The following is a 14,363-nucleotide window of genomic DNA, read 5'->3' as shown; positions in this document are numbered from 1 at the left end:
CCGGAGAACCGTGCCGTCAGTCGAAGAACCGCGCCAGCCGCCGGTCGCCGGGCGGCCGTACGCCCGCCTTCACGGGGATCAGGTCGGCGAAGACGGTCGCCTCGTCACGGGTGACGAGCAGGGGATACCAGCACAGCCCCGCGCGGTCGGGCCGGCACAGGTGCTTGAAGGTCTGCACGTCGAGCAGGCGCACATGGGTGGGGTCGGCCACCGCGTTGACGTGGCGCCACCAGGGCGTGAGGACGTGCAGGACGCCGCCCGGGCGCAGAATCCGGTGACACTCGGCGAGCAGCGGCAGATAGTCGGCGAGGTGCTCCAGGACGTGGACCGCGAAGATCTGGTCCACCGACTCGTCCTGGAACGGGACGCCGTCCACCAGGTCGGCGACGACGTCGACGGCGGGCCCCGGCCACACGTCGAGGCCGAGGTTGTCGGCGTGCTGCTTGGTGCCGCCGCAGCCGAGATCCACGACTCTCGGTGCTGCGCCGCCGACGCGGACCCGGTCCCACACCGCCAGCACGCCGCCCATCCGGCCGAGCAGCTCCCGCAGGACGGCGAGGTCCTCCGGATCCGGGGCTGAGCCCTCGACATGGGCCACCCCGCCGTCGAACCGTACGGACACCTCCAGCGCGCCGAGCCGGGGATCGTGTTCGAGCAGGTCGGCGGCGGCGCATTCGAGATCGCGATCCAGCAGGTCGCGCCGGGACCGGCTCACACCGGCCTCCCGGAGACGGGACTCCCGTCGAGGCGGGGAACGGTCATCGTTTCCTCCTCCCGGCGGCGCTGCCGCCGCTGACCGTGAGCACTGTCCCCGGCCACCTGCCCCGGACGACGGGGTCCTGTGGCTCGTTCCGGTGTGATCCGCCGGGGATCAGGCCGCATGCCGCGCACGGGTGGGTTCGTACCCGCACAGGGGAGTCCTCCGGCGCGCTCAGTGCGCCGGGATCACGGGGGCGGGGCGGATGGCGGTCGTCGGTACGGCCGACGGCCGGTCCGAGCTCAGCAGCGGCAGGCGGAGGGCGAACCGGGCGCCACGCGGCGAGTCCTCGATGCGCAGGGTCCCGTGGTGGGCCCGGACTATCGCGCGGCAGATGGCGAGGCCGAGCCCGCTGCCTCCGGGATCACGGCGGCGTCCGTCCGCGAGGCGGACGAAGGGCTCGAAGACCCGTTCCCGGTCCTGCGGTGCGACGCCGCAGCCGTCGTCCGACACCGTGACCACCGCCTCCCCGTTCCCGCTCGCCACGCTGATCTCCACGGCCGTTTCCGCGTGCCGCTGTGCGTTGGCGATGAGGTTGCCGAGGACGCCGGCCAGTTGCGACCTGTTGCCGAGGACCTTCGGCTCACCCGAGGCGAATACCCGCACCGGCACCCGCACCGGCGAACCGTACGTCCGGGAGCTCGTCTCCTCCCGGACGAGCGCGACCAGATCGACCGGTTCTGAGGTGGGCACCTCGCGCTTGACCCGGGCGTACGTCAGCACCGCGTCGATGATCGACTGCAGCCGTTCCGTGGTGGCCAGCGCCTTGCGTATGGCGTCGCGGAGGTCCACCTCGTCGGGGTACATCAGCGCCTCCTCCAGCCGCACGCGCAGAGCGGTGACCGGAGATCTGAGCTCGTGCGACACGATCTGGGCGAACTGCCGCTGACAGCCCACGGTCTCCTCGATCTCGGCGAAGGTCCGGTTGGCGGTACGGGCGAGCTGCGCGATCTCGTCGTCTCTGGCGGGTTCGGGCACCCGGAGGCTGAGGTCGCCCGCGGTGATCTGGGAGGCCCGTGCGCGGATCGCGGCCATGGGACGCAGCGTGCGGCCCACCCCCGCCCAGGTCGCCCAGGCCGCGAGAGCGGCCGCGGCGAGGACCCCGGCGCCGGTGAGCAGCTCCAGCCGGTACGCCGCCAGGAGGGCGGGCCGCGTCTTCCCCACGTGGATGTAGTGGACGTGGTCGATCTCGTCCGGTCCGAACAGGTGGTTGAGCTGAGGAGGGATCCGGATGGCGGTGACCAGGAAGCACCGATCGCCGCCGGGGCCGCACTCGGTGCGGTTCCGTACGCGCTCGGCGGTTCCCAACGGGGTCGTGCGCACCGGCGGTGTGCCCTCAGGAGGGGCGGCCACCACCCGGCCCCGGGAGTCCGTCACCTGCAGCAGGTCGGCCCGGCGCGGGAGAGCGGGGGTCAGCGGCGCGCGTTCCGAGGTCATCGAGACGATCCAGTCGACGGCGGTGCGCTGGGTCGCCTGGAACAGCCGGGCCTCGACCGCGTTCCTGATCGCGAAGTCGAGGCTCGCCCCGATCGCTGTCAGGACGATCAGGGACAGAAGCGCCACGGTGAGCGTGTAGCGTGCCCGAATCGACCGAGGGCGGGGGAGAAGGCGTCCGCCTGTCACGGGTCCGTCCTTTCCGGGGCGTCTATATGGCGTCTCCTCTGGGAGAACCTATTAGCTCCAACCTCATATATGGCGTTATCAATACCGGTTATGCGTGGGGGAGAGGGAAGGACGCCGAATCATTGCATCGGTATTACCGGCGCTTGACATGAATCGCCCGGAGATCGGCCGACTCGGTCAAGAAAGCGCGGTTTCCGCTGGTCACACGTTTGTCGGGACGGAACCACGTCACCATGAGTGCCGGCGGATCTCACCGGTCCCGGGTGGGCGTACGGAAATGCCAAAGGGGTGGGATGGGCATCCGGTCCGCCGGGAAAAACCCCGCTTCCGGGGGAAGGGACACAAGGAGTGTCCGGAACCGGGAGGTGGTCGGCGTGTCCGTGCTGGAGAGGGCCGCTCCCCATCCGCTTCCGGACGAGGGCGCCCGGCACGGCCGGCTCGCCGCCCGCCCCGCGATGAGCCGTACCACCGCCGAGCCGGGCCTGCACCGGCTGGACGGGCAGGCGCTGCTGCACGTGCCACGTGACCTGCCGGACGGACCGGCCCGGCTGGCCGTGGTCCTGCACGGGGCCGGTGGCACGGCACAGCAGGCGCTGCGCTGGCTGGCCGACCAGGCGGCCGGTCTCGGCGTGCTGATCCTCGCCCCGCAGGCGATCTCCACGACCTGGGACGTGATCGTGGGCGGATACGGACCGGACGTGGCGCGGATCGACACCGTGCTGCACGAGGTGTTCGCCAGGACGACGGTCGACGCGGAAGCGGTCGCCGTCGCCGGGTTCTCCGACGGCGCGTCCTACGCCCTTTCCCTGGGGGTGTCCAACGGAGACCTGTTCCGCACCGTGCTCGCCTTCTCGCCGGGTTTCATGGCGCCCATGGTCCGCCACGGCCGCCCGAGGGTGTTCATCTCGCACGGCATGTCCGACCGGGTGCTGCCGATCGACGTCTGCAGCAGGCGCCTCGTCTGCGGGCTGCGCCAAAACGATTACGCGGTCACCTACAAGGAATTCGCCGGCGGGCACGAGGTGCCGGCCAGGATCGCCGCCGCGGCGGTGCGATGGTGGTGCGGCGATGAACGGCCGGCCGGGCCCCAGTCCGCCCCGTCCGCCCAGTCTCCCCAGTCCGCCCAGTCCCCCCGGTCCGGTTTCTGAGCACGCCGGCACCCAGCAGGACCGCGGCCGGCATGGCGGTGACGAGGGCGAAGGAGACCGGCCAGGGGATGCGGGTGGCGAAGCTGCCCATCACAGCGCCGTGGAGCGCGAACGTGACCGAGATGCAGACGCGGGCCCGCCGCAGCGACTGCTGATCCACTGCTTGACGGTACAGGATGGGGGTTTTGCCCGGAATCTACAATGGTGAGGACAACGGGCGGGACCGGGCGAATGAGACGCCCACTGACCAGCGAACTCCGGGATTAGGGGATCATAGTTTCCGATGTGTACCGCGTGTGTCTGTCCCGGAGGAGCCTGAGATGGTCGAGAACATGATCGACGACGGATCGGGTTTCGCCGATCTCAAGCTGCTTCCCGAACTGCTCAAGGCCCTGGCCGACCTGGGATACGAGGAGCCCACCCCCATCCAGCGGGAGGCCATCCCGCCGCTGATGGAGGGGCGGGACCTGCTGGGACAGGCCGCGACGGGGACCGGCAAGACGGCCGCGTTCGCGCTTCCCGTGCTGCAGCGGATGCACGACCAGCGGGCGCGGGAGCTTGAGAGCGGGGGCGGCGGCGGCAAGCCGATGGCGCTCGTTCTCCTGCCCACGCGCGAGCTCGCCGTGCAGGTCTCCGAGGCGATGCACCGCTACGGCCGCGATCTCGGCGCGCGGGTCCTGCCCATCTACGGCGGGCAGCCGATCGGACGGCAGTTGCGCGAGCTCGAACGCGGGGTCGACGTGGTGGTCGCCACGCCGGGACGTGCGCTCGATCACATCGGCCGGGGCACGCTCGCCCTGGACGGGCTGAAGATGATCGTGCTCGACGAGGCCGACGAGATGCTCGACATGGGGTTCGCCGAGGACATCGACGCGATCCTCCAGGACGTCCCGGAGGAGCGGCAGACCGTGCTCTTCTCGGCCACCATGCCGCCGCGCATCAACGGGATGGCCCGCAGTCACCTGCGCGATCCGGTCCGGATCAAGATCGAGCGCGAGCGGCCCGCCGGCGAGGCTCCGCTGGTACGGCAGAGCGCGTACATCGTCGCGCGCGCCCACAAGCCGGCCGCGCTCGGGCGGGTGCTCGACGTGGAGGCACCGACCGCCGCGATCGTGTTCTGCCGCACGCGTGAGGAGGTCGATCATCTCACCGAGACCATGAACGGCCGCGGCTACCGGGCCGAGGCGCTGCACGGCGGGATGGGGCAGGAGCAGCGCGACCGCGTGATGGGACGGCTGCGCGCCGGTACGGCCGACCTGCTGGTCGCCACCGACGTCGCGGCACGCGGACTCGACATCGAGCAGCTCACCCACGTCATCAACTACGACGTGCCGTCGGCGCCGGAGGCGTACGTCCACCGGATCGGCCGGGTGGGCCGGGCCGGCCGCGAGGGCGTGGCCATCACGCTGGCGGAGCCGCGTGAGCACCGGATGCTGAAGACGATCGAGCGGGTGACCCGCAGCCGGATCACGGTCGAGAAGGTGCCGACCGTCGCCGACCTGCGGGCGAGGCGGCTGGAGCTGACCAGGTCGGCCCTGGAGGAGAGCATGGTGGAGGACGTCGACCTCGACCGGTTCCGCGTCGTGGTCGAGACCCTGGCCGGCGAGTTCGACCTCATGGACATCGCGCTCGCGGCGGTCAAACTCGCCCACGAGTCCACCGGAGCCGCCGCCGACGAGGAGGAGATCCCGGAGGTCGCCCCGAGGGCGTCCCGGCCGGAGCGTGGTCGTCGCGACGGCGGCCACGGGCGAGAGGATCGCCGCGGCCGCGGCCCGGCCGGCGGGATGACCCGGATCTTCGTCGGCGCCGGGCGCAGCGTCGGGGTCCGTCCGCGTGACCTGGTCGGGGCCATCACCGGGGAGACCCGGGTCAGCGGCCGTGAGATCGGAGCGATCGAGATCGCCGACCGGTTCTCCCTCGTGGAGATCCCCGAGTCGGCCGCGCACGAGGTGATCAACGCGCTGCGCAAGACCACCATAAAGGGGAAGAAGCCGCCGGTCCGCCGGGACCGCGACGAGTTCTCCGGGCACCGCTGAGCCGTCACCGATCGCGCGGCCGCGGTTCCGCTGAGTCGTCCCCGATCGCGGGCGACCGCGGTTCCGCCGCCGCCACCGGTCGGCTCGTGTGGAACAATTTCCCCGTCATGCCCGCCAACGTCTCCCTGCGTATCGCGCGGTCGGCCGCCTTCTCCGCCGTCTGCGTGCTGCTCGCCCTAGGCGCGCACTGGTTCGCCGGGGGAGCCGGCCCCACCCCCCGGGTCCTCCTGGTGGGCTGGCTGGCCGTCATGGCGGCGGCCACCGCTCTGGCGGGCAGGCAACGTTCGCCGGCGACCATCATCGGGCTGGTCCTCGCCGCCCAGGTGCTCCTGCACCAGATGCTCGGCCCGGCCGTGCGGCCCGATGTCGTGCCACGCCCTCCGGTAGGCCACGACCCGGCCCATGAGCTGGTGTCATACGAGTACGACGAGTCGCTGTGCGTGCGCGCGGGGATGCTGGTCGCCCACCTGACGGCGGCGCTGATCACGGGCTGGTGGCTGTCGCGCGGCGAGGCTCTGGTGTGGTCGATCCTGCACCGGATCGGCGTGCGCGCGGTCAGGTGGCTCCGGCCGATGCTCGGCCGGCCCGGGGCCGGGGACGGTCTCGCGCCGCGCCCGCTTTCGCGTGAACCGGAGCCGGTCCGGCCCGGGTGCGAGGTGCTCCTCCGGTACGCCGTGATCCGGCGCGGGCCGCCCGCGCCCCTCCTTTCGTAGCCCATATCCCCCATACGACTGGAGAAACTTTCATGGCATTCACCGCTGTGACACGCCGTGTCGCGATCGTCGGCGCCGGCGCTCTGGCACTCGCCCTCGGTCTCGCCTTCCCCGCTTCGGCGCACGTGACCATCCAGCCGGGAACGGCGACGCAGGGCGGCTGGACGAAGATCGCTTTCCGGGTGCCGAACGAGCGTGACAACGCCTCGACCAGCAAGATCGAGGTCGAGTTCCCCACCGACCATCCGCTGCCGTTCGTCTCGGTCAAGCCGGTCCAGGGCTGGGACGTGAAGGTGACGAGGGGCGAGCTGCCCGCCCCCGTCGTGAACGACGACGGCGACAAGGTCACCGAGGCGGTTTTGAAGATCACCTGGTCCGGCGGGAAGATCAACCCCGGGGAGTTCCAGGAGTTCGAGGCGTCGCTCGGCCCGCTGCCGAAGTCCGTCGACCAGCTGCGGTTCCCGACGGCTCAGACCTACACCAGCGGCGAGGTCGTCAAGTGGGCCGACGTGGCCAAGGACGACGGCTCGGAGGCGGACCACCCGGTCCCCGTCCTCAAGCTGACCGCGCCGGCCGACGGCGAGGGCGGCCACGGCGCCGCGAGCTCGTCGCCGTCCGTCGCCCCGGTCGCCGCCGACGCCGGGCCCTCCGCCGCCGCGGACACATCCGACGGCACCGCCCGGCTGCTGGCCGGGATCGGCATCGCTGTGGGCGTGGCCGGAGCCGCCGTCGGCGTCGCCGGTCTGCGCCGTTCCCGGAGCCAGTAGCCCCTGGTCCGGTCCTGCTGAGGAGAGTGGGCGGGTCGTACGGCACCGTGCCGTGCGGCCCGCCTTCGTCGTCGCGACCCGGATGTGCGAGAAACTGCAAGATCACGGGGATGGGTCGGGGCGGGGAGGGCATTTTTCACGTGTATGGGCGTTCTGTCCGTCCGATGACTCCTGAGCGGGGGACTCATGGCCGTCAACGCTGACCTCAGCAAGCTGCTCGACCGCGACTACGAGGACGTGAACCTCGAGGATCTCGTCAAGGCGCCGGTCCAGGCCCTGGCGGGTGTGTCGGAAAGCGACGCCGAGATGCTCAAGAAGGCCTTCAACATCAAGACGGTGGGGGACATGGGCCGCAACAAGTTCTTCCGCGCCGCCACCGCGATCGTCGATCTGGCCGAGAGCAGGAAATAGCTCCGCCTGGGCGGCCCGCCGGGAAGCGTTGTAGAAATTCTCCACTCGCTTATATGTTGTCGGAGGATATCTACGGAGAGTGCGAGGGGCGACCGTGGGGGCTCTGTTCGTCGGAGTGGATGGCGGTGGCACCAGCACGCGGTGTGTCGCCGCCCGCCGGAGTGGGGAGATCGCCGGACGTGGCCGCGCCGGAGGCGCGAACGCGGTCTCCGTCGCCGATCCGGCCGCCAACCTGCTGGCCGCGCTGCTCGCCGCGCTGGACGGCCTCGACCACTCGCACGTGGCCGGGGGAGTCTTCGGCCTGGCCGGCGCCGAGGCCATGGGCGGGCTGGCGGAACGCGCCTGGAAGGAGGCCGGGCTGCCCGGCCGTCCCCTCGTGGTCCCGGACATGCTCGTCGCGTTCGCGAGTGCGACCACGCGGCCGGACGGGGCCGTCCTGGTGGCGGGCACCGGCGCGGTCGGCGCCCGCGTCCATGACCGGCGGGTCGTACGCCGCGCCGACGGCTGGGGCTGGCTGCTGGGCGACGAGGGCTCGGGGGTGTGGCTCGGCAGGCGTGCCGTCACCGCGGCGCTGACCGCCCTCGACGGCCGCGCCGCGCCCACCGCGCTGGTCGACGGCGTCGCGGCCGCTGTCCTCGGCGCCGGCCCTGAGGGCGGGGACCGGCGGGACTCCGCCGAGCTCGCCCGGGCGATCGTCACGGCCGTCTACGCCCGTGTCGCCGAGGCCGGTCCTGCCTGGCTCGCCACGCTCGCGCCGGTGGCCGACGCCGCCGCCGACGACGGGGACCCGGCCGCGCGGGAGATCCTCCGGGAGGGCGCCGCGCTGCTGTGCCGTACGGCACGTGCCGTACGCGCCGGACCTCCGCCGGGCGCGAACGGAACCGGCCTCCCGGCGCCGGGCCCGCTCGTGCTGGCCGGGTCCCTGCTCACCGAGCCGACGGAACTGGCCGGACTGGTGCGCGCCGAGCTGGGGGAGCAGGCCGGTGCGGACACCGCCTCGGGCGGCTGGCTGCTCGCCGGCGACGGCGCGGCCGGGGCGGCCGCCCTCGCGCTGCGGGCCGCCCTGCCCGCGGACGATCCGCGCGCACTGGACGGCCACCGCAGGCTCATCGCACGGCGGCTCAGCTCATAGGGGGCGCGATGGGTGGCCGGAAAACGGACAGGTCGCAGCATACGCCCCAAATAGGGAAGGCCGGGCGGCGGGCGGACGGCCGGACGGCGGGCGAGCTGGGCCGGCTCGCGATGACCGTGCTCCAGCCCGGCTTCGATGGCACGGCTCCGCCCGGCTGGCTGCGCCGGGCGCTGGCCGAGGGCCTGGGCGGGGTGGTGCTGTTCGCCCGCAACATCGCCGATCCGGCGCAGACGGCCGAGCTCAGCGCGGCGCTGCGCGCGGACAACCCCGAGGCGATCGTCGCCGTCGACGAGGAGGGCGGCACGGTCACCCGGCTGGAGGCGGGCACCGGCAGCTCCTGGCCGGGCAACCTCGCCCTCGGCGTGGCCGGAGACGTCCGGCTGACCGAGCGGGTGGCCCGCCAGATCGGCCGGCTCGTGGGCGCCGCCGGCATCACGCTCGACTACGCCCCCGTGGTGGACGTGAACGCCGATCGGCTCAACCCGGTCATCGGCATCCGCTCCTTCGGCGCGGACCCCGGGGAGGTCTCCCGGCACGCCGTGGCCTGGATCAACGGGCTGCAGGGCGCCGGGGTGGCGGCCTGCGCCAAGCACTTCCCCGGCCACGGCGCCACCCGCAGCGACTCCCACCTGGAGCTGCCCACCGTCGACGCGCCGCGCGAGGTGCTCGACCTGCGTGACCTGCCGCCGTTCCGCGCCGCGATCGAGGCGGGCGTCCAGGCGATCATGTGCGGGCATCTGCTCGTGCCCGCCCTCGACGAGGTGCCGGCCACGCTGAGCCGCGCCGTGCTGACCGGGCTGCTGCGCGAGGAGCTCGGCTTCGAGGGCATGCTGGTGACCGACGCGATCGAGATGCGGGCCGTCGCCGCGCTCCACGAGCCCGGCGAGATCGCCGTACGGGCCCTGGCCGCCGGAGTCGACGCGATCTGCGTCGGCCGGTCCTCGCCCGATGGCGAGAGTGTGTACGAACTGCGCGACGCCATCGCCGGGGCGGTCCGGGAGGGCAGGCTCGCCGAGGAACGGCTGGCACAGGCGGCGGGCCGGGTGCGCCGCCTCGCCCGCTGGCACGCCGCCCAGGCGGACGCCCGCGCCGCGGCCGCCGCCGACGCCGACGAGGGGCTGGGGGACGCGGCGGCGGAGGCGGCGCTGCGGATGACCGGTGCGGCGGCCCGGCCGGTGGTGCGTACGGCGCCGCTGGTCGTCCAGGTGTCGGCCCGGCTGACCGAGGCGGTCGGGCCTACCGTGGGATCCCGCAGGGCGGGCCTGGCCGCGGCGATCGCCGAGATCCTCCCGGGGACGCTGCGGGCCGAGATCGGCGAGGGGGACGGCCTGCCCGACCTCGCGGCGGGGCGGCCGGTCGTGCTCGCCGTCCACGACGCGGTGCGGCACGCCTGGATGCGCCGCCTGATCGCGGAGGCCGTACGGGCCCGCCCGGACACGGTGGTGGTGGAGACCGGGGTGCCCGGCCCGCCCGCCGGGGCGGTCTACCTCGCCACGCACGGCGACTCGGCCGCCTCCATGCGCGCCGCCGCCCGCCGGCTGACCGGCGGCGCACCGGCCTCGTGACCGGTCCCCCCGAATCCGCCCCGCACAGAGCCGTACGCGGCGATCACCGGCGGCCCGCGGCCACCGCCGATCACGTGCTCGTCCCGGCGGGCCGGGAGACGGCCTTCCGGCCGGGGGCGCCGGCGAGCCGCATCAGCCGGCCGCTGATCGTCGGCCGCGTCGTCGTGGGCGTCGCCCAGCGTGCTTCCGAGACGTCGGACGGGGCGCTGCGGGCGACGAGGGCGGTGCTCTATCGGTTCCTCAACGATCAACGTGGACGATCTCGCGGGACGTATTCCCAGGTAAAGCAGGCTTGGTAAAAAATAACTCCGCACCTTGCTGCATGGGCGGAAAAAATTGACGCCGCCGCTGGAGCGCCCGTATCGTCCAGGCAATCGGGAACCAGGAGCAGCCCATGAAGCGACTCGCAGCGATCGTGGCTCTGGCGACGACCTTCGCCGCCACCACCGCCTGCGGCACGACCGGGACCACGGAGGCCGCCCAGACGGCGGGTGGCGGTGTCTACACCACGATCGACGGCAGCAAGCAGATCAACGCCAGCGCGCCGATCAATCCGTTCAACCCCGTGGGGTCGGTCTTCGCCGGCTACAACGGGATGGCGCTCGCCTGGCCGAAGAACGACCCGGTCGATCCCAACCGGTTCTACCCCGGACTGGCCGCCGACTGGACCACGACGCCCGACCAGTCGGAGGTCGTCATCCACCTGCAGCCGGACGCCAAATGGTCCGACGGCAAGCCGGTGACCAGCGAGGACGTCCGAGTCTCGATCGGACTGGCCTACACGCAGGGCGGCACGGCCTACGCGCTCGACCCCAGGGCCGCCGGCGCCGCGGCCGACATCCAGATCGTCGACGCGAAGACCATCGAGATCACCCAGGGGGCGAACCGCAGCGGGATGTTCCTCAGCAACCTGCTGTCGACCGTCGTCGTGCCCGCCCACGTCTTCGGCGGGCTGCTGCCCGACGGCTTCTGGCAGACCCTGAAGGTCGCCCAGGACGGCGAGGGCCCGGCGGCCGAGAAGGCCAAGGCCGAGATCACCGGGCTCGCCGAGAAGGTCATCGCCTTCTCCCCCGGGCGTGACGTGTCCGCCGGGCCGTTCGTGCTGGAGCGGGTGAACCCCGGCGCCGCGCTGCTGAAGCGCAACCCCTACTTCTACGACAGCGGCGCGATCGTGCCGGACAAGGTGAAGGTACTCAACTACACCGGCAACGAGCAGATCTGGAACTACCTGATCGCCGGCAAGCTCGACAACGCCCCGTTTACGTCGGTGCCCTCCGCCGTGATGGAGCGCATCCGCGCGGCCGGCGGCAGCAAGGTGATCAAGGGCTACTCGCCCGTGGCCACCTCACTGGCGTTCAACCAGTCGCACAAGCCGTACGACAACGTGCACGTGCGGCGGGCGCTGGCCTATCTGATCGACCGCGCCCAGGTCACGAAGATCGCCTCCCCCGAGGGCGGCACGCCCGCCGTGACCACCTCGGGCATCCACGCCAAGGCCGCCAGGGCCTGGCTGGACGACGGGTTCGACCGGCTCGACCCCTACCGCGTGGACGCGGCCAAGGCCGAGGCCGAGCTGCGTGCCGCCGGGATGACCAAGCGGGACGGCCGGTGGGCCCTGCCCGGCGGCAAGCCGTGGAAGGTGCGGATCCACGTTCCCGCCTCGTTCTCCGACTGGGTGGCGGCCGCCAAGTCGATCAGCAGCCAGCTCGGCGACCACGGCGTCGACGCGACCGTGGTCACCGCGGCCGACTACACCCTCTATCTTGGAGAACTGGCGGACGGCAAGTACGACGTCGCGTTCTGGCTGATCGGGCTGGGGCCGTCGCCGTACAACATCTTCCAGCGGTTGTACGGCCAGGCGAACGGCTGGCAGATGTTCGGCGGCCGGCTGTCGCACGTGCCGCCGGGCACCCAGGGCAACTGGATGGGCGGCCCGGAGACCGTCGACGCGGGAGCCGACGGCACGGTGAACCCGGGCGAGCTGACCAGCGAACTCAGCTACACCGGCCCGGAGGAGCGCAAGCGCATCGTCGGGGTCCTCGCCCGGCTGACCAACGAGCAGCTGCCGGTCATCCAGCTCTGGGACTACGTCAACACCCAGTTCGCCAACACCTCCCGGTACACGGCCTTCCCGCCGGACGACCACGACGCGCTGCGGCTGTCGTCGGGCGTGTGGATGCAGCTCGGAATGATCAAGAAGAGGCAGGCATGACGGCAACGCTCCGGGTACGCGCCCGGTCGAAGACATCGCCGACCTCGTCGGCGTCGCCGAAGGCGGTCGCCCGGCGCGTGACGGGTCACGTCGTACGCGGCCTGGTCATGATCTGGGTCGTCGCCACCATCAGCTTCGTCATCATCCGGGAGATCCCCGGAGACCCGGTGCGCGGTCAGTACGAGAGCCTGATCCAGAAGGGCATGTCGCCCGAGCAGGCCGAGCGGGCCACGGCCGTGCTGTACGGCTTCCTGCCCACGGGCAGCCTGTGGGAGCAGTACCTGGGGTACATGAACTCGCTGCTCCACTTCGACCTCGGCCGCTCGCTCAGCACGCCGGGCGTCGAGGTGACCACGCTGATCGGCTCGGCGGCCCGGTGGACCGTGCTGCCGGTGCTGGCCGGCACGCTGCTGAGCTTCCTGCTCGGCGTCATCATGGGCGTCTACGCGGCGATCAAGCGGTCGGGCCGGCTCGGCGACGTGCTCGCGCTGTCGGGTTCGCTGCTGCACGGCGTTCCGGTGTACGTCATCGGTCTGCTGCTCACCGCGATCTTCGCGACGCTGTGGCCGATCATGCCGTCGGGCGGCCCGGTCGACGTCGAGCACGTGCCCGGGTTCAACCCCGGATATCTCGGCTCGCTGGCACACCACGCCGTGCTGCCGGTCGTGACGTACACGCTGGCCAGCTACGGCGGCTGGATCCTCGCGATGAAGTCGAACGTGGTCGCCGTGCTCGGCGACGACTTCATCCTCGCCGCCGAGCTTCGCGGGCTCAAGCGCGGGATCGTGTTCCGCTACATCGCGCGCAACGCGATCCTCCCGCTGTTCACGATCCTCGCCCTGTCGATCGGCATGCTGTTCGGCGGATCGATCTTCATCGAGCAGATCTTCAACTACCCCGGGCTCGGGCTGCTGCTGGTGGGCAGCATCAGCAGCCGTGACTACGCGCTGATGGGCGGCACGTTCCTGGTGATCACGATCGGCATCGTCGTCGCCAACATCGTCGCCGACCTGCTCTACACGGCCATCGACCCCCGGGTCAGGAGCGGAGGGTCGGCATGAGCATCATGATCAACCCCCAGGAGGCGGCCGGCCTCCAGCCGGCCCCCGGCGGCCCGCCCGGTGTGACCCGGGCGACGCTCCGCCGCAACTTCTGGCGCGGGGTGTGGCGGGTGCTGCGCCGCAAGCCGAGCCGCATGCTGGGGGTCGTCATCGTGGCCGGCTTCGCCGTGATGGGCGTGGCCGGGCCGCTGATCTACCCCGAGCACCTGCCCAGGGACGACGAGGCCCTCTACGCCCCGCCCAGCCTGCGGCACCCGTTCGGCACCGACTTCGAGGGCACGGACGTGCTCGCGCTGGTCGTCACCGGGGCACGCTACGTGCTGCTCACCGGCCTCGCGACCGCGGTCATCACGGTCGCGCTCGGCACGCTCATCGGCCTGTTCGCCGGCTTCCGGCGCGGCCGCTGGGACAGCGTGCTCATGCGGATCACCGACGTCAACCTGGCGATCCCCGGCCTGCCGCTGCTGCTCGTGCTGTCCACCGTGTGGAAGTTCGAGAGCCCGCTGGAGATGGGCCTGGTGCTCGGTCTGCTGGGCTGGGGCGGGGTGGCCAGAGCCGTACGGTCCCAGACCCTGTCGCTGCGCGAGCGCGGGTTCATCGAGGCGGCGCGCGGGCTCGGCCTGCCCACGACCCACATCATCGGCAGGGAACTGCTGCCCAGCATGGCCCCCTACATCGCGATGAACATGCTGATCGCCGTCACCGGGGCCGTCTACGCCCAGGTCGGCCTGTTCTTCCTCGGCGTCCTGCCGTTCGAGTCCAGCAACTGGGGCGTGATGCTGAACCTGGCCGTGTTCAACGGCGGGGCGCTCACCACCCCGGCGGCGCTGCCGTACCTGATGGCTCCGCTGCTCGCGATCCTGCTGCTGACGCTGGGCATCGTGCTCATCGTCGACGCCATGGACGAGATCTTCAACCCCCGCCTGCGGGAGGAGTAG

Annotated in this window: 14 protein-coding genes; 12 read left to right on the top strand and 2 right to left on the bottom strand. The window is 72.0% G+C overall.

Annotated elements, in window-relative coordinates:
• Positions 1-16: 16 nt before the first annotated feature.
• Positions 17-715, bottom strand: a complete 699-nt coding sequence (locus tag ACQP1K_RS14310; protein ID WP_433501387.1) for a methyltransferase domain-containing protein — start codon at positions 713-715, stop codon at positions 17-19.
• Between the two features lie 216 nt (positions 716-931).
• Positions 932-2,320 carry a sensor histidine kinase gene (locus tag ACQP1K_RS14305; RefSeq protein ID WP_433501386.1) on the bottom strand — a complete coding sequence of 463 codons (1,389 nt, stop codon included), beginning with the start codon at positions 2,318-2,320 and terminating at the stop codon, positions 932-934.
• Between the two features lie 434 nt (positions 2,321-2,754).
• On the opposite strand from ACQP1K_RS14305, the gene ACQP1K_RS14300 reads away from it, so the two are divergent.
• The 12 genes from ACQP1K_RS14300 to ACQP1K_RS14245 all read left to right on the top strand — a co-directional run bounded on the left by ACQP1K_RS14300 (position 2,755) and on the right by ACQP1K_RS14245 (position 14,363).
• Positions 2,755-3,528 (top strand): alpha/beta hydrolase, encoded by a 774-nt coding sequence (locus ACQP1K_RS14300; protein ID WP_433501385.1) that lies wholly within the window; start codon positions 2,755-2,757, stop codon positions 3,526-3,528.
• A gap of 32 nt (positions 3,529-3,560) precedes the next feature.
• Positions 3,561-3,683 carry a hypothetical protein gene (locus tag ACQP1K_RS14295; protein ID WP_433501384.1) on the top strand — a complete coding sequence of 41 codons (123 nt, stop codon included), beginning with the start codon at positions 3,561-3,563 and terminating at the stop codon, positions 3,681-3,683.
• Positions 3,684-3,848: 165 nt separating this feature from the next.
• Complete coding sequence (locus ACQP1K_RS14290) at positions 3,849-5,564, top strand: DEAD/DEAH box helicase (protein WP_433501383.1); 1,716 nt, start codon at positions 3,849-3,851, stop codon at positions 5,562-5,564.
• A 107-nt stretch (positions 5,565-5,671) separates the two neighbouring features.
• Complete coding sequence (locus tag ACQP1K_RS14285) at positions 5,672-6,277, top strand: MFS transporter (protein WP_433501382.1); 606 nt, start codon at positions 5,672-5,674, stop codon at positions 6,275-6,277.
• A 32-nt stretch (positions 6,278-6,309) separates the two neighbouring features.
• Positions 6,310-7,044 (top strand): YcnI family copper-binding membrane protein, encoded by a 735-nt coding sequence (locus tag ACQP1K_RS14280; RefSeq protein ID WP_433501381.1) that lies wholly within the window; start codon positions 6,310-6,312, stop codon positions 7,042-7,044.
• Positions 7,045-7,230: 186 nt separating this feature from the next.
• On the top strand, positions 7,231-7,455 hold the full coding sequence (locus ACQP1K_RS14275) for a hypothetical protein (RefSeq protein ID WP_433501380.1): 225 nt from the start codon (positions 7,231-7,233) through the stop codon (positions 7,453-7,455).
• A gap of 94 nt (positions 7,456-7,549) precedes the next feature.
• A complete protein-coding gene (locus tag ACQP1K_RS14270) occupies positions 7,550-8,587 on the top strand; it encodes an N-acetylglucosamine kinase (protein ID WP_433501379.1) in 1,038 nt (345 codons plus the stop codon).
• 8 nt (positions 8,588-8,595) lie between these two features.
• Positions 8,596-10,152, top strand: coding sequence for a beta-N-acetylhexosaminidase (gene nagZ, locus ACQP1K_RS14265; RefSeq protein ID WP_433501378.1), 1,557 nt, complete (start codon positions 8,596-8,598; stop codon positions 10,150-10,152).
• Positions 10,149-10,451: a hypothetical protein gene (locus ACQP1K_RS14260; RefSeq protein WP_433501377.1), complete on the top strand. Its 303-nt coding sequence runs from the start codon at positions 10,149-10,151 to the stop codon at positions 10,449-10,451. Before nagZ ends, ACQP1K_RS14260 begins: the two co-directional genes overlap by 4 nt.
• Positions 10,452-10,546: 95 nt before the next feature.
• Complete coding sequence (locus ACQP1K_RS14255) at positions 10,547-12,364, top strand: ABC transporter substrate-binding protein (RefSeq protein WP_433501376.1); 1,818 nt, start codon at positions 10,547-10,549, stop codon at positions 12,362-12,364.
• On the top strand, positions 12,361-13,425 hold the full coding sequence (locus ACQP1K_RS14250; RefSeq protein ID WP_433501375.1) for an ABC transporter permease: 1,065 nt from the start codon (positions 12,361-12,363) through the stop codon (positions 13,423-13,425). The genes ACQP1K_RS14255 and ACQP1K_RS14250 overlap by 4 nt, the downstream gene beginning before the upstream one ends.
• A complete protein-coding gene (locus tag ACQP1K_RS14245) occupies positions 13,422-14,363 on the top strand; it encodes an ABC transporter permease (protein ID WP_433501374.1) in 942 nt (313 codons plus the stop codon). Before ACQP1K_RS14250 ends, ACQP1K_RS14245 begins: the two co-directional genes overlap by 4 nt.

The organism is Sphaerimonospora sp. CA-214678 (assembly GCF_050942215.1).
GTDB lineage: Bacteria > Actinomycetota > Actinomycetes > Streptosporangiales > Streptosporangiaceae > Sphaerimonospora.
Note: the sequence above shows the minus strand (reverse complement) of the source record. Positions and strands in the feature narration are given on the sequence as shown.

Excerpts from the sequence above, each read along its gene's own strand:
- ACQP1K_RS14280 (WP_433501381.1), top strand. The coding sequence starts at position 6,310 with ATGGCATTCACCGCTGTGACACGCCGTGTCGCGATCGTCGGCGCCGGC.
- ACQP1K_RS14245 (WP_433501374.1), top strand. The coding sequence starts at position 13,422 with ATGAGCATCATGATCAACCCCCAGGAGGCGGCCGGCCTCCAGCCGGCC.
- ACQP1K_RS14285 (WP_433501382.1), top strand. The coding sequence starts at position 5,672 with ATGCCCGCCAACGTCTCCCTGCGTATCGCGCGGTCGGCCGCCTTCTCC.
- ACQP1K_RS14250 (WP_433501375.1), top strand. The coding sequence starts at position 12,361 with ATGACGGCAACGCTCCGGGTACGCGCCCGGTCGAAGACATCGCCGACC.
- ACQP1K_RS14275 (WP_433501380.1), top strand. The coding sequence starts at position 7,231 with ATGGCCGTCAACGCTGACCTCAGCAAGCTGCTCGACCGCGACTACGAG.
- ACQP1K_RS14255 (WP_433501376.1), top strand. The coding sequence starts at position 10,547 with ATGAAGCGACTCGCAGCGATCGTGGCTCTGGCGACGACCTTCGCCGCC.
- nagZ (WP_433501378.1), top strand. The coding sequence starts at position 8,596 with ATGGGTGGCCGGAAAACGGACAGGTCGCAGCATACGCCCCAAATAGGG.
- ACQP1K_RS14290 (WP_433501383.1), top strand. The coding sequence starts at position 3,849 with ATGGTCGAGAACATGATCGACGACGGATCGGGTTTCGCCGATCTCAAG.
- ACQP1K_RS14295 (WP_433501384.1), top strand. The coding sequence starts at position 3,561 with ATGGCGGTGACGAGGGCGAAGGAGACCGGCCAGGGGATGCGGGTGGCG.